We start from the raw sequence: 14,085 nt of genomic DNA, 5'->3' as shown, positions 1-14,085 counted from the left end.
GGAAGCTCCAAGAGAGCTTTCCTTTTTTATGCATTTACTGTAGTGTCTTCTTCCTTCATAGCCAGCATTTCGGATTCTGTCAATTTCGTAATTGTAAAGCCAGTCATTGAATAAACAATTGAAAGCAAAGGCACGACAAGGTTCAATATCGCATATGGAGCATAATCAAATGTATGAACTCCAAGAGTACCTAAAATAAATACACCACATGTATTCCATGGTATGAAGACTGATGTTAAAGTACCCCCGTCTTCAAGAGCACGTGATAAATTTTTTGAATGAAGCCCTTTTTCCTTATAAGATTTTGCATACATGCGAGAAGGAATGACGATTGAAATATATTGTTCAGAGCAGGTTGCATTTGTCGCAAAGCATGATACAACTGTAGAAGCAACCAACCCTCTTGCTGTTTTTACAAGCTTTAATATTTGTTTAACGATGGCTTCAAGCATACCAGTGTTCTCAAGAATTCCGCCAAATGTCATTGCCACAATAGTCATAGACACCGTATACATCATGGAATCCAACCCACCGCGATTAAATAGGTTATCAACCATTTCATTTCCTGAATCAATAACAAAACCGCTTTGCAAAGCAGCAACAGCGTCTGAAACTGAGCCTCCTTGGATAAATACCTGAGATAAAAAGGCCAGGATAATTCCCACAATTAATGCCGGAATAGCTGGTACTTTTCTTGCTACTAAAAGAATAACAATTAGAGGTATTATTAACAGGAATGGAGAAATGACAAAGCTATCTTGAAGAGCGGTTATCGTTTGATCAATATTTTCAGTTTCTATATTTTCTTTGCCAAAACCTTTCCCCAAAAAGAAGTAGACAGCCAATGCAATGACAATACCCGGGATGGTTGTATAAAGCATGTGGCGAATATGTGTAAATAAATCGGTATTTGTGAGCCCAGCTGCTAGATTGGTAGTGTCTGAAAGCGGTGACATTTTATCTCCAAAATAAGAGCCCGAGATGATAGCACCAGCAACCATTGGAGCTGGAATGCCCATACTGAGCCCAATTCCCATACCAGCAACACCAATTGTCCCCATCGTTGACCATGAACTGCCGATTGCTAATGATACAATCATACAGATGACCGTAATAGATACAAGGAATAAAGTTGGTGTAATAATTTTTAGTCCATAGTAGATCATTGTGGCTACAATCCCGCCGCCAATCCATGAACCAATTGTGATACCTACGAGCATAATAATGATGACAGCCGGCAACGCAAGACGTATTCCCTTGTACATTGCCTCCTCGATTTCTTTCCATTTATACCCCGATTTTAATGCAACAAGTGCAGCAGCTACGGTCCCAACAATCAATGGAATATGTGGCCCTTGTTCCAGCACAACGACGGTTAGCGCCATTACGATAATCATAACAACAAGTGGAATAATGGCCATTTTAAAAGACATTTCTTTTTTTCTATTCAAATACCTCTACCCCCTATATATTTATGTATTAGGACTGAAGTTTCCTTCAGGTCTTAAATTGCCTAAATTTGGGAACAGCCAGCAGATTACCAATATTCTGACTAATTTACCCATCTTAATAGCCGCTTATAAAAAATTATAAACTCTATCGTCAATGGTTCGATTTATTTTTAATAAAAGCTTTATTTTCCTAAGCTCTTATCATTGCCTCCGCAAGAATGCGAGATCCAATATCGAGAGCAGATTTGTTAAATGTCATATTTGGATGGTGCAGACCAGGTGATAAATCAGCTCCAATGCCAATCATAGCAGCTTTTAATTTGGGCTGCCTTATTGTATAAAAGTGAAAATCGTCACTTCCAGATGTAATTACAGGCTGTGCTGTTGCATCTTCGCCAATTACTTGTCTTATTGCTTGGCATGCAATTTCTTCTGCTTCCGCTGATACTTCTGCTCCTGGTGTATAATCACACCAATCCCATCCGATATCAACACCATATAGTTTTATCAAACCGGCTATCCCTTCATCTATTCGTTCCTTGATTTTAGTCAGAACATCATTTCTTTGGGCACGTACATCTATTGCAAATTCCGCCAAACCCGGAATGATGTTCAAACTTCCTCCGCCAGCGATAATTTTTGTAAGTTTAGCGGAATGGGGATCAAAAGGCGATATATAGATTGATTTAATAAATTGATGCAAAGCGACAACGACGTCAATAGCATTTTGTCCCAAATGCGGTCTTGCACCATGCGCATCAGCACCTTTAACCTTTCCTTCTAAAAAAATACCCGCCCCGTGATGGATAGATGGTGCTGCTTGTCCAAAAGACAACTCCTCCAAAGGGCGCAGATGGACTCCAAATAAATGAGTAACACCTGCTAATGCTCCTCGCTCAATCATAGCATTTGCCCCATTCCCTTTTTCTTCAGCTGGCTGAAAAATAAACCTGAATTTTTTACGGTGCGGTTTGTCTCTTAGATAAAGAAGCGCTCCAAGCGCCATGGAAATGTTGGCATCATGTCCACAAGAGTGGTTCGCCTGCCAAACTCCATCAACTTCTTGCCAAAGTGCGTCGATATCCGCCCGCACAGCAATCACTTCATCCCCTTGTCCTATTTCTGCAATGAGCCCCGTGATATCTGTGAAACAGCGGAATTCAACACCTAAATCATGTAAAATATTTGCGATCATTTTAGTCGTTTCAAACTCTTTCCAGCTTACCTCCGGGTGTGTGTGAAAATGGTCGAACCATTGGAGAATTTGTTGTTCCGCATTTTGATTCACATGAAACACTCCATTCCTGTCAAGAAGCTTAGCTTGTAACTGCTCTCTTCACTTGAAAATATAAGGGCTATCCCCAAATGCCATTTTTAGCTTTTGGGATGCCCTTCTTTATATTTAAACCCAGCCTCGAAAACGTGACGCTTCAGACATCCTGCGGGCGCCAACCATATAGGCAGCTAGACGCATGTTTACTCTTCTTTGCTGAGCTGTTTCATATACATTATTGAAAGCCTGAACGAGTGCTTTGCGAAGTTTTCCATTTACTTCTTCCTCTGTCCAATAATAACCTTGATTGTTTTGAACCCATTCAAAATAAGAAACGGTTACACCGCCTGAGCTTGCTAAAACATCAGGAACTAGAAGAATTCCGCGGTCCGTCAGGATTTTTGTTGCATCAATGGTTGTCGGACCATTAGCTGCTTCCACAACGATAGAAGCTTTAATATTTGCAGCATTCTCAGCTGTAATTTGATTGGATATAGCTGCAGGCACAAGAATATCGCAATCCAATTCAAGAAGCTCTATATTGGAAATTGTATTTTCAAATAATGTTGTGATCGTTCCAAAGCTGTCTCTTTTGTCTAATAGATAATTAATATCAAGGCCATTTGGATCGTGGAGAGCTCCATAGGCATCAGATATTCCGATTACCTTAGCTCCAGCATCATGCATGAATTTTGCTAAAAAGCTGCCAGCATTTCCAAATCCTTGAACAACTACACGGGCGCCTTCAATAGAAATCCCGCGTTTCTTTGCAGCTTCTTCTATGCAAATAACAACGCCCTGGGCTGTAGCCTTATCTCTTCCCTGTGAACCGCCAAGCACAACAGGCTTCCCAGTAATGAAGCCAGGTGAATCATGCTCACGCAAACGACTGTACTCATCCATCATCCACGCCATGATTTGAGAATTTGTATAAACATCCGGAGCTGGAATATCCTTCGTTGGTCCTACAATTTGGCTAATTGCTCTTACATATCCGCGGCTCAAACGTTCTAATTCGCCCATCGACATCTTACGCGGATCACAAATAATTCCGCCTTTACCGCCGCCGTACGGCAGATCAACGATCCCGCATTTTAAACTCATCCACATCGATAATGCCTTTACTTCATCTTCATTGACTTCCGGGTGGAATCTTACTCCCCCTTTGGTCGGCCCTACAGCATCGTTATGCTGTGAACGATAGCCTGTAAATATTTTTACCTCTCCGCTATCCATTCTTACAGGAATTCTAACTGTCAGCATTCTTAACGGCTCTTTAAGAAGCTCATACATTTCATCTGTATACCCCAGTTTTCTCAAAGCTTCTTGGATGACAACTTGAGTTGATGTAAATAGATTCAATGTTTCCTCCATTTTTTGATCCGTTTTATCTGCTACCACTGCAGTCCCCATAATGGCACCTCTTTATTAATTATATTAAACTACTTTTCCGTTTGAATTAACCTTATTAACCTAAGATTTTGCTAATACGTTCAATGGCCCAATCTAATTCCTCTTTGCTGATCACTAGCGGCGGCGCAAATCGAATCACTGTATCATGTGTTTCTTTACATAATAAACCTTCTTCTTTTAATGCTTCACAATATTTACGTGCGGGCTCAGTAAGCTCTACACCAATAAATAAACCGCGGCCGCGAACTTCTTTAATGATTGGATTGTTGATTTCTTTTAACTTTTCAACAAAGTATTCACCAAGCTCAAGAGAGCGGTCTGCCAATTTTTCTTCAACAAGCACATTCATAGAGGCAACCGAAACCGCACATGCCATTGGATTTCCTCCGAATGTCGATCCGTGTGATCCTGGATTAAATACACCAAGAACCTCTTTGCTGGCAACCACGCAAGAAATTGGGAATACTCCGCCGCCTAGCGCTTTTCCCAAAATAAACATGTCAGGTTCTACCTCTTCCCAATCACAAGCAAACATTTTACCGGTACGGGCAAGTCCTGCCTGAATTTCATCAGCAATGAAAAGTACATTGTTTTCTTTACATAATTCAGAAGCTTTTTTCATGAAACCCTCTGGCGGAATCACAATCCCCGCTTCTCCTTGAATAGGCTCAATTAGAAAAGCAGCTGTATTCTCTGTAATGGCATTTTTCAAAGCTGACAAATCGCCGTATGGGATTAATTTAATTCCAGGAAGCATCGGTCCAAACCCTCGCTGATACTCGGCTTCTGAAGAAAGCGATACCGCTGTCATCGTACGGCCATGGAAATTTCCTACACACGCAATAATTTCAGCTTGGTTTTCAGCTACACCTTTTATATCATAAGCCCAGCGGCGTGCTGCTTTAATGGCGGTTTCAACTGCTTCTGCTCCTGTGTTCATTGGAAGAGCCATTTCTTTATTTGTCAATTTGCAAATCATTTCGTACCATGGTCCAAGCTGGTCATTATGAAATGCGCGGGAAGTTAATGTCACACGATCTGCTTGTTCTTTTAATGCTTGAATAATTTTCGGATGGCGATGGCCCTGGTTAACTGCTGAGTAAGCACTTAACATATCCATATATTTATTGCCTTCAGGATCTTCAACCCATACACCCTCAGCTTTGGAAATAACAATTGGCAGTGGATTATAGTTGTGTGCCCCAAATTTATCAGATTGCTCAATTAGTTCCTGTGTCTTTGATGCTTGTGCCATCATATAAAAATTCCTCCTTGTAGTAATGGATATATGTTGTTTTAGAATGAAACCAGTTAATATATTCGGTCAATTTATATCTTTTGCAATATTCATGCCAATTTTAAAACCCAAGGTTAATCCTGTTTTAAATGCTTTTAGATGCAAATTATTTTTTCAGTGCAAATGATCCTTGCGTATTAAAGAGAAAATTTGTTTTGCACCCATGCCATTCTCTATTTAAAATAGGAATAAATAATTAAAAAGGAGATTTATCATGAACGAGAATGATGTGGTGCAGCTAAATGAAATGAATAAATTTTTCCAGCAAATTCTAGGTGAAATAGATGTCGGGGTTCATGTTGTAAATAACGAGGGAAAAACTATCATTTACAATAAAAAAATGGCCGAGATTGAGGGTATGAAGTTCGAAGATGTTTTAGATAAAAGCCTGCTGGATGTTTTCTCTTTTCACAAAAATGAAGATAGCACTCTTATAGGAGTGCTTCAAAAAGGAATTAAGATTGAGAACTCAAAACAGACTTATTTTAATAACCGAGGTCAGGAAATTACCACCATTAATAATACGATACCTATAATAGATAACGGAGTTTGTATTGGAGCAATGGAAATAGCTCGTGACGTCACAAAGTTAGAGAAATTGATCAGAGAAAATATGAATAAAAAAGGCGATACTCGCTATACCTTTGACAGCATTATCGGCAGCAGCGAGCAAATACAGGAGGTAATTGAGGCAAGTAAAAGGGCGACACGTACAACCTCATCCATTCTCATCACTGGTGAGACCGGGACAGGTAAAGAGCTTTTTGCACAAAGCATTCACAATGGAAGCTCCCGCTCAGAAAAACCCTTTATTTCTCAAAACTGCGCAGCATTGCCGGACAGCCTTATTGAAGGGCTGCTTTTCGGTACCAAAAAAGGCGCATTTACCGGCGCAATCGAGCGTCCTGGATTATTTGAACAGGCAGAGGGCGGAACACTGCTGCTGGATGAGCTAAATTCTCTCAATCCAGCCTTGCAGGCAAAGCTTTTACGGGTGTTGCAGGAAAAGACGGTACGCCGAATCGGTGATACGAAAGATAGAAGAGTAGATGTCAGAGTTATAGCTGCAATTAACGAAGATCCAATAGATGCTATCTCTGAAGGAAGGCTCCGAAAGGATTTATACTACAGGCTTAGTGTCGTTTCTCTCTATATCCCCCCTCTTAGAAAGAGAAGAAGGGATATTTGGGATCTTGTTCAAATTTTCATAGAAAAATATAATCAATTATTCGGTATGCATGTAAAGGGGATTGATGATGACGTGCTGAGGGCTTTCAATCATTATGACTGGCCTGGCAATGTCCGCGAATTAGAGCATATTATTGAAGGCGCCATGAACTTGATTGACCACGAAAACAAGATATCCTATATACACCTGCCGATTCATTTTCGCCAAAAGCCGCAATTCAAAACAGATAGAAAGGCACAGGAGACAGATGAGATGCCGCCCCTTCAAACCAGCAGGCATGCTGTACCTTTGGATCAATACATGGAGGAAACTGAAATTTACTATCTTACAAAAATATTAAAACAGCATGATTTCAATATAACGCAGGCGGCGAAAACCCTTGGCTTGAGCCGGCAAAACCTTCAGTATCGTGTGAAAAAGTACAATTTAAGCAAAAATTAAACAGGGCAGCTGCACTGCCCTGTTATTATTGCCCATTTTCTTCCTTATCAGGAGAAATAGCCCTAATGAATCGAACGATATTTTTGCGTATGTCGTTATGGATGGCCCGGAGAAATTAAGTACGTTACGTCAGAATAAACCACTCCCTACTGACAACGGGAGTGGTCTAAAGATTTCTCTTGAAGAAACTTGCGAATCTCCTCCTTTGAAATTCCCATATGTTTTGCTTGGAGGATTAAGTACACCCATTCTTCTTCTAATTTTCTCTCCATTTCCATTTCTCCTTACCTCATAATTATCTTCTAGATAACATTCCATTGAGAAATAGATGAACAATCTGCGATGCAATTTCTTCGGGTTCTTTTATACCTGAAAATAATTTGGAGAGTGTGAGACGCTCAATAGTACCAACTAAAATCTCAGCTATTAAGCACATGTCTATTTCAGGCTGAAAATAACCGTTCTTCACTTCTGAAATTAAGTTTTCTTTTATTTGCAGTGCTAACTGTCTTTTAATCTCTTCTGCCTCCAAAGAATGAAAGAATCCAATGCGTGTTAAATGCTGATTCTCCCCAAAAAAAGTAAAGATTCCCGTTAATCCTTTTGTAATCCTTGATGGTAATGAGTTAAGATCAATTCCAGGCTCTAAACGACTCTCCTTAGCAAGATCAAATAGCCCTTTCCTAAACAAATTTATTAATTCCTGATATATAGCCTCTTTGCTTTTAAAGTAAAGGTAAAATGTCGGTTGCGTTAAGCCCGCCCTTTGAACGATTGTGCTAATCTTTGTTTCATAATAACCCTTATGTGCAAACTCTTCTGCAGCGATCGTGAGCAATAGAGCTCTACTCTGTTCACCATTAGCTCCTTTTTTTCTGCCCCTTTTACTCATTTAAAATCTCCTTCAAAACTGCACACCATATATTACTCATTAGTATTATCTTATAGATTTAAACAAGGAGTCAATATTAAATTATAAATTTTCAGAAATATATATATATATTCCTTTTACAGATTAACGAATTCCTATAACGAACTAGATATGGGTAATAAGTTTGTTTAATGGGATTTCCAGCATGTCCTTCCATTCATCAGCCAATTCTTCAACAGTCAGCAGTTTCTTTATCCCTTCAATATCCTTTGGTCTATGAAAATAAATTTGATTCCCATAGAGAATGGTGACCTGTTTGGGATTTGTCTCCAATCTTTTAATCTGCGAATCTTTACGAACCTTCCCTTCTTCTAAAACACGGCACAGATAACCTGTAAAACCGGTTTGTACCATTCTTTTTAAAAGAAAAGGATTACTAGTTCTTTTTGTAATCGTACTGCATGGAACTCTTCCTTGAGTAACTTGAATAACAGCTTCTCCAAGAGAGAAAATATCTCCAATGTGAACGTCCTTTTCAAGCATGTTTGTTACGGTTATGTTCTCACCAAAGTTAGATGGCGGCAAAGGTTGCCTAAATTCCTTTTCCCAGAGTAAATAGTGTTCATAAGGATACACACAGACGGCACGGTCTGGCCCCCCATGATATCGCAGGTCCGCCACTCCATCTCCAAGGAATCCCTCCTTTTTTAAGAACGCCTCTTCAGTTGTTTGTTTACATATGCCCGTATTCATTTTTTCATTGTTCCCGTATTTCATCACTCTGGGTAAACCGATGGATAAATTTCTTAACTCAATCTCTTTGCTGCTATCCACTTATATGCACATCTCCTAATAAATCTTTGCTTAAAGAAATTACAAAATAAAAAACCGCCTGCAAGGCAGCTCTTTATTTATTATAGAATAGTGTTTTTCATTTTCGTATACATGGACTTTACTGACTCATCAATTTCATCTCGGGACATCCTCAATGCTTTTTCGGCACGCGCGTAGCCAATTTCCGCTTTTCCTTCTTTAAGACCTTTAAAAATTGCATCGGCAAATTCATCTACAGGAGTACCAAAGGTATGTAAGCCCGCTCCGCCTAAATTGGTATTAACGGCAGGCGGTGCAACTTCAATCACCTCAATGGCTGTATCTTCGAGCTGATGCCTTAAGCTCATGGTAAATGAATGAACGGCCGCTTTCGTAGCCGAATAAATCGGCGCAATTGCCATCGGGGTAAAGGCTAGACCAGATGATACATTAAGGATCGCACTATAGTCTTTATTGGCAAAGTACGGTGCAAATAGCATGGAAAGATGAAAGGGAGCCTCGATGTTAGAGACTATTTCTTGACTGTAATAGCTCCAATCTTCCTTTGCATTCGTTTTAAGAACATGATATCGCTGCTGTATGCCTGCATTGTTTACTAGAACATTCACATCGGGGTGCTGGCTCGTTACCCAGTCGAACAACTCAATCCGATCAGATTCTTTGTTGACATCACAAACACGTGTAATCAGTTCAGGATATTTTCCCTTAGCTTCCTGAAGCTTTGCTTCACGCCTGCCGCAGACAATGACTTTATTGCCTGCTCTGATGAATCTCTCGGCAAAAGCAAACCCAATTCCTGCACCCCCGCCAGTAATAAGAACTGTATTTCCAGACAGTTTCATCCTATCACCTCTTTCGCTAAACATACTCTAATTCCTCATCGATCATATTTTAACCTTCTCTAATTATTTCAAACCCAGGTAAAATGTGTACTTGTCCTCCGTATATCGTTTAGGTCATCATCTGATAATCACATATGAATAATATAGAGCGTGTACACCTCTAAAACAAATGATTAGAAAGGAGTTTGATGTAATTGGTTGAAATACAACAGGGACAATCCGGCACCACACTAGATGCTACAGTAACTGCAGATGCTCATGTAAGACGCACCTTTAAATGGACAATCAATAAAACTGTCAGCCCAAGTATGATTGATCTATTTGTCGGTGACAGTGCTGCAGCCGATTATCTTATTTCAGTAACGAAGGATGAGGGAACCGACGAAATCTTTTTTAGCGGAGAGGTCTGTGTAACAAATGGGGGGGGAGGTTCAACCAACACAAGATCTTCAGATTATTGTAAGACTGACGAATCCTAGCGGGAGTACTGAATATGGTACAAATATGGTGAATGTCAGCAGTAAACCTATCCTAAATCCAGGTGAAAGCTGGTGTTATCCTTATACAGTTACTTTTGGTAATCTCACAAATGCTGTTGCAGGGGAATATAAGGTAACAGCGGATGTTACGATTACTAATCACTCAGGGCACCCTGGAACACGGTTTGGGCCAAGCCCAAGTGCCACAGCAGAGCTAGACCCATCTGCACCTACAGAAACTGTCAACGACAGTATTAATGTAGATGATTCGTATGGCGGCACCTTCCCATTCTCCAATTCAGGTTCCGCCAGCTATCAAAGAACGTTCACTTGCGGTGACAGCGGGACCTTTCCTAACACAGCTACTATCCGGGAAACAAACCAGTCCTCTTCAGCATCAGTTACGGTTAACTGTTATAAGCTGCAGGTTTCAAAAACTGCACAAACACAGTATACAACCAAATATAACTGGTCGATCGACAAAACCGCAAATTATGATAGTCTAACCTTCCAAGTTGGCCAGGAAGCTGTTAACGTGAATTACACAGTGAAGGTTACTCCTGCGCTAACAAATTCAGATTTTATTGTTTCAGGTACAATCACAGTCACTAACCCAGCTCCAATACCTGCAACGATTAATTTTGTATCTGATATCGTTACTCCTGCAGGAGGATCTGATGTTGGAGCAATTGTCACATCACCTTCCCAATTCCCTATTACGATTCAAGCAAATTCCTTCGCCGAATTCCCTTATTCTGCGATAGTTCCTGGAGCTTCTCCTGCAACAACAGGTACCAATACAGCTACGGCTTATTTGCAAAATAATACCGGCGGAACTACAAGCTTCTCAGGCAGTACAACTTTTAACTTTGCACAGGCCACCGTTACTACGATAGATGAATGTGCAACCGTTACCGATACCTTTGCAGGGAAACTTGGTGATGTTTGTGGGGACGCAGAATTTTCATTCGGCTATACAAGAGCTATTGGTCCATATTCAGCTTGTGGACCTGTTCCTCCGGTTACCAATACAGCAACAGTCACCGCACAAGATACAGGAACTCCAAGTTCAGACAGCTGGACAATTGTCATTAATGTTCCATGTAGTGGATGTACGTTAACCATTGGTTATTGGAAAACACATCTTGGCAATGGACCACAGCCAGACAGAGTGTCAAGTAAGCTGCCAATTACGTTAGGCACTGTTGGGGGAGCGGAGACAGTTATTATTACTAAGGCCAATGCTCCTGAGCCTCTTGTTGTAGATGCAACAGGTATTTTCGACTTCCAAGGAACAACTAGCACTGCTGATGCTTCCAATGGTATTAATCGATTGTATGCTCAACTATTAGCTGCTAAGCTGAATATTGCCTATGGTGCAGATCCAAAAGCAATCGCAGCTACAATTGCCTCAGCAGATGCCTTTCTAGCTGATCATGATTCTTTAAGCTGGGCAGCACTGCCAAGACAGCAACGAAACCTGGTAAATTCCTGGCAGTCTGCACTGGATGCTTACAATAATGGTGTTCTTCCTGGCGGGCCTGCACACTGCGTTGAATTCAACCCAATTGGAGATATTGTTGATGACGGGCCAGTCCCTCCTGATCAAAACTGCTGCTGCTGCCAGAGTGATAGAAGGTACAGGAAATATAAAAAAAGATACAGGGCTTATAAAAGAAGATATCTAGAATATAAAGAGAAATACGAGCAATGTATGGATGATGATGCAGGCGAGAACGAAAAGTGCTAAACAGGTGAAATGTGCCTGCTAATCTGAAGGTAAAAAGAGGGCCTTTTACAATCTTTTTGTAAAAGGCCCTCTTTTATAGGATCTGTTATTTATAATAACCAGCATATAAAGGTTCTTCACATTCCAAGTGAATTTTTTAGTAATGTTGTTAAATAGTTAACATTTGTTATTTTCTTATTGCATTCACTGCTGTCGGCACAAATAAGATTGCCGATAGCCTTGTAGTAATCTGGATTGTTAGATTTTTTCGCCTTTGTTACAGTAGAAAAATAGGCCACCTCACCAAAACTATTACAGATCGAACAAATATTTTTTTTACTAGCTGGTGTGAATTCACATTCAATGCCTGCCATTTTCCCCTCTAGCTCATAAATAATAAATTTTTTATTAGATCTTAAGTCGTTCCAGCTCAGATAGGTCAGTTTGCTGAAGTCTATATTTGATAAATCAGGCAGCTTCAGCTTTTTTTGTTTCGGAAACATTTTTTTCAGCTGCTGCTCAGTGACATTTGGGAAGGGCTGTAAACAGTCCTCCAGATGCTCAATATAGTGTTCATACTCTTTATCTGTCTTCAGTCTGGTAATATCCAGCATTTCTTGTTGTTCGGATGATGCAGCTGGAAAGAGATCCAAGATCTTAGCATTAGCCAAGCCGATTACAGCAGCCAAAACGTTAGGGGGTACATTCTTCTTGGTGCTGTCCTTAATTAAAGCAATCTGTTTTTTAATAAAATTCAGCTGTTCATTTTTAATAAATTTTTCATTCATCGCATGTTTCTCCTAGCATTTCTAACGTCTTTTACCATTATTATAAAAAATACAGCCATTTTCTAAAATGGAAAGAATGACTTAGAAACGTTTTTTACATAAGAACGGCACTGATGAAGAATGTTCACCAGTGCCGTTCGCTACTTTTTATATGAATAAACAATTTTTTTAATCGTTTCTGTTGAAAGGTAATATTCCTCAGCCAGCTGATAGATACTGCTGCCACTATGAAAGGAATTTCTAATGGTATCATTTCGGCGATCAAGCTTTCGTCTCCCGCCGTTTGATGCTCCCCATTTCTGATACTCCATTTTTGGCTTAGGAATATAAAGGGTCTCCCCTTGAACATACTTTTGAATTTCTATGATTAGCTTTTCAGGTAAAACTTTATTTGCATTAATATATTTCAATTTTGCTCGCTCCTTATTTTGAATTAGAAAAATAAGGTGCAAAGCCAAAATATTAGAAAAGCTTATTTAGCGATAAGGTTAAATGTTTCGCCCCATGCAAAGTATCGCCTTTCCAATAATAGGCTTTGCATGAGTGTAAGAAGTACCAGACAATCTAAAGTGATTCTCCATCCGTTTAGCACCCCCTTTGATTTGAATTATAGAGGAATTATCCCCTAGAAGTCTACGCGCCTGCAGTGAAAATCTACTTGGCGGTTAAATTCAACATAGAGCTTTACCACTGCCTATCTAAAGAATAATGACATAATCCAAAATAAAATTCCCGCCCATAATAATACTATAATTGTCCCTGCAACCCAATTTTTCTTTTTTCTTTTCTCCGAACTCTCTGCAATTTCACGACACTCTTGCAAGACCTCTTTAGGTATCAATTTTATGACAAGAGTGATTCCTAACGGGATAAGAATAATATCGTCCAAATACCCCAGAACAGGAATAAAATCAGGGATTAAATCAATAGGACTAAATGCGTAAGCTACAATAATAATTGACAGTAATTTTACATAAAAAGGTGTGTTGGGATGTTTGTATGCCTCCACCAAAACAAAAATATCTTGTTTTATTTTTTTGGCTCTAGACTTCAACTTAGCCGCAGCTTCCCCCATAGTCCCCCTCCATTAAAGCTATTTTCATCAAAAAATATGACAGCTTCACTAAGTATTTAAATAACTAAAAATAACTGACACTTATTCAATGTTTATGCGAGCTTCAGCAGCCATTATGATATCTTATATTCCCATGGTTGGAGCAACACCATTTCTAGAAATTTACCACTAATAAAAAAGGCACTGAACAAACAAAAGTTGTTCAGCGCCTATGCTTTGATTATGCTTTGCTGCTATCTAGAACTATTACATGACGTGAAGGCAGATCAGCGACTTCAACCGTGCTAATTGGTTCGATGCTATGACGTGATGGCAAATCAGCCACATCTTGAGTTTTTGCTGCACCATTAGCTAGTCCAATAATTCCAAGCGATAAAATACTAATACCTAAAAGCTTTTTCAA

15 protein-coding genes are annotated in these 14,085 nt (G+C 39.7%); 3 read left to right on the top strand and 12 right to left on the bottom strand.

Features of this window, described 5'->3' with window-relative positions; genetic code table 11:
- Positions 1 to 26: 26 nt before the first annotated feature.
- The 4 genes from nhaC to AC1Q59_RS08645 all read right to left on the bottom strand — a co-directional run bounded on the left by nhaC (position 27) and on the right by AC1Q59_RS08645 (position 5,392).
- Positions 27 to 1,433 (bottom strand): Na+/H+ antiporter NhaC, encoded by a 1,407-nt coding sequence (gene nhaC, locus AC1Q59_RS08660; protein ID WP_492365731.1) that lies wholly within the window; start codon positions 1,431 to 1,433, stop codon positions 27 to 29.
- A gap of 208 nt (positions 1,434 to 1,641) precedes the next feature.
- On the bottom strand, positions 1,642 to 2,739 hold the full coding sequence (locus tag AC1Q59_RS08655; RefSeq protein WP_492365413.1) for an amidohydrolase: 1,098 nt from the start codon (positions 2,737 to 2,739) through the stop codon (positions 1,642 to 1,644).
- A gap of 114 nt (positions 2,740 to 2,853) precedes the next feature.
- A complete protein-coding gene (locus AC1Q59_RS08650; protein WP_492365730.1) occupies positions 2,854 to 4,098 on the bottom strand; it encodes a Glu/Leu/Phe/Val family dehydrogenase in 1,245 nt (414 codons plus the stop codon).
- A 94-nt stretch (positions 4,099 to 4,192) separates the two neighbouring features.
- Positions 4,193 to 5,392: an ornithine--oxo-acid transaminase gene (locus AC1Q59_RS08645; protein WP_492365729.1), complete on the bottom strand. Its 1,200-nt coding sequence runs from the start codon at positions 5,390 to 5,392 to the stop codon at positions 4,193 to 4,195.
- Positions 5,393 to 5,648: 256 nt separating this feature from the next.
- Between AC1Q59_RS08645 and AC1Q59_RS08640 the strand changes: the two genes are divergently transcribed.
- Positions 5,649 to 7,064 carry a sigma-54 interaction domain-containing protein gene (locus AC1Q59_RS08640; RefSeq protein ID WP_492365412.1) on the top strand — a complete coding sequence of 472 codons (1,416 nt, stop codon included), beginning with the start codon at positions 5,649 to 5,651 and terminating at the stop codon, positions 7,062 to 7,064.
- A gap of 146 nt (positions 7,065 to 7,210) precedes the next feature.
- Here the strand turns inward: AC1Q59_RS08640 and AC1Q59_RS08635 are convergent, their stop codons facing one another.
- The 4 genes from AC1Q59_RS08635 to AC1Q59_RS08620 all read right to left on the bottom strand — a co-directional run bounded on the left by AC1Q59_RS08635 (position 7,211) and on the right by AC1Q59_RS08620 (position 9,611).
- On the bottom strand, positions 7,211 to 7,336 hold the full coding sequence (locus tag AC1Q59_RS08635; RefSeq protein WP_492365411.1) for an anti-repressor SinI family protein: 126 nt from the start codon (positions 7,334 to 7,336) through the stop codon (positions 7,211 to 7,213).
- 23 nt (positions 7,337 to 7,359) lie between these two features.
- Positions 7,360 to 7,956: a TetR/AcrR family transcriptional regulator gene (locus AC1Q59_RS08630; RefSeq protein WP_492365410.1), complete on the bottom strand. Its 597-nt coding sequence runs from the start codon at positions 7,954 to 7,956 to the stop codon at positions 7,360 to 7,362.
- A gap of 144 nt (positions 7,957 to 8,100) precedes the next feature.
- The gene (locus AC1Q59_RS08625) at positions 8,101 to 8,712 is read right to left on the bottom strand and encodes an MOSC domain-containing protein (RefSeq protein WP_492365728.1); all 612 of its coding nucleotides are present in this window, start codon (positions 8,710 to 8,712) and stop codon (positions 8,101 to 8,103) included.
- A 137-nt stretch (positions 8,713 to 8,849) separates the two neighbouring features.
- Positions 8,850 to 9,611 (bottom strand): SDR family oxidoreductase, encoded by a 762-nt coding sequence (locus tag AC1Q59_RS08620; protein WP_492365409.1) that lies wholly within the window; start codon positions 9,609 to 9,611, stop codon positions 8,850 to 8,852.
- A gap of 194 nt (positions 9,612 to 9,805) precedes the next feature.
- Here AC1Q59_RS08620 and AC1Q59_RS08615 point away from each other — a divergent pair, with 194 nt between their 5' ends.
- Together AC1Q59_RS08615 and AC1Q59_RS08610 are read left to right on the top strand one after the other, a co-directional pair.
- On the top strand, positions 9,806 to 10,090 hold the full coding sequence (locus AC1Q59_RS08615; RefSeq protein ID WP_492365408.1) for a hypothetical protein: 285 nt from the start codon (positions 9,806 to 9,808) through the stop codon (positions 10,088 to 10,090).
- Positions 10,029 to 11,840, top strand: coding sequence for a hypothetical protein (locus AC1Q59_RS08610; protein ID WP_492365407.1), 1,812 nt, complete (start codon positions 10,029 to 10,031; stop codon positions 11,838 to 11,840). The genes AC1Q59_RS08615 and AC1Q59_RS08610 overlap by 62 nt, the downstream gene beginning before the upstream one ends.
- 116 nt (positions 11,841 to 11,956) lie before the next feature.
- On the opposite strand, the gene AC1Q59_RS08605 is transcribed toward AC1Q59_RS08610, so the two are convergent.
- The 4 genes from AC1Q59_RS08605 to AC1Q59_RS08590 form a co-directional block, all read right to left on the bottom strand.
- On the bottom strand, positions 11,957 to 12,607 hold the full coding sequence (locus AC1Q59_RS08605; protein ID WP_492365406.1) for a FusB/FusC family EF-G-binding protein: 651 nt from the start codon (positions 12,605 to 12,607) through the stop codon (positions 11,957 to 11,959).
- A 140-nt stretch (positions 12,608 to 12,747) separates the two neighbouring features.
- Positions 12,748 to 13,017 carry a CD3324 family protein gene (locus AC1Q59_RS08600; RefSeq protein WP_492365405.1) on the bottom strand — a complete coding sequence of 90 codons (270 nt, stop codon included), beginning with the start codon at positions 13,015 to 13,017 and terminating at the stop codon, positions 12,748 to 12,750.
- 284 nt (positions 13,018 to 13,301) lie between these two features.
- Entirely contained in the window at positions 13,302 to 13,682 is a 381-nt protein-coding gene (locus AC1Q59_RS08595; protein WP_492365404.1) for a YkvA family protein, read from the bottom strand.
- A gap of 220 nt (positions 13,683 to 13,902) precedes the next feature.
- Entirely contained in the window at positions 13,903 to 14,085 is a 183-nt protein-coding gene (locus tag AC1Q59_RS08590; protein WP_492365403.1) for a hypothetical protein, read from the bottom strand.

The organism is Cytobacillus sp. MT66 (genome assembly GCF_058792595.1).
This window is presented reverse-complemented; position numbering and strand designations above follow the sequence as displayed.

What these genes read in the sequence shown, in the direction of transcription:
- AC1Q59_RS08620 (WP_492365409.1), bottom strand. Translation starts at nt 9,611, where the DNA reads ATGAAACTGTCTGGAAATACAGTTCTTATTACTGGCGGGGGTGCAGGA.
- AC1Q59_RS08610 (WP_492365407.1), top strand. Translation starts at nt 10,029, where the DNA reads ATGGGGGGGGAGGTTCAACCAACACAAGATCTTCAGATTATTGTAAGA.
- nhaC (WP_492365731.1), bottom strand. Translation starts at nt 1,433, where the DNA reads ATGTCTTTTAAAATGGCCATTATTCCACTTGTTGTTATGATTATCGTA.
- AC1Q59_RS08630 (WP_492365410.1), bottom strand. Translation starts at nt 7,956, where the DNA reads ATGAGTAAAAGGGGCAGAAAAAAAGGAGCTAATGGTGAACAGAGTAGA.
- AC1Q59_RS08635 (WP_492365411.1), bottom strand. Translation starts at nt 7,336, where the DNA reads ATGGAGAGAAAATTAGAAGAAGAATGGGTGTACTTAATCCTCCAAGCA.
- AC1Q59_RS08595 (WP_492365404.1), bottom strand. Translation starts at nt 13,682, where the DNA reads ATGGGGGAAGCTGCGGCTAAGTTGAAGTCTAGAGCCAAAAAAATAAAA.
- AC1Q59_RS08650 (WP_492365730.1), bottom strand. Translation starts at nt 4,098, where the DNA reads ATGGAGGAAACATTGAATCTATTTACATCAACTCAAGTTGTCATCCAA.
- AC1Q59_RS08625 (WP_492365728.1), bottom strand. Translation starts at nt 8,712, where the DNA reads ATGAAATACGGGAACAATGAAAAAATGAATACGGGCATATGTAAACAA.
- AC1Q59_RS08605 (WP_492365406.1), bottom strand. Translation starts at nt 12,607, where the DNA reads ATGAATGAAAAATTTATTAAAAATGAACAGCTGAATTTTATTAAAAAA.
- AC1Q59_RS08645 (WP_492365729.1), bottom strand. Translation starts at nt 5,392, where the DNA reads ATGGCACAAGCATCAAAGACACAGGAACTAATTGAGCAATCTGATAAA.
- AC1Q59_RS08640 (WP_492365412.1), top strand. Translation starts at nt 5,649, where the DNA reads ATGAACGAGAATGATGTGGTGCAGCTAAATGAAATGAATAAATTTTTC.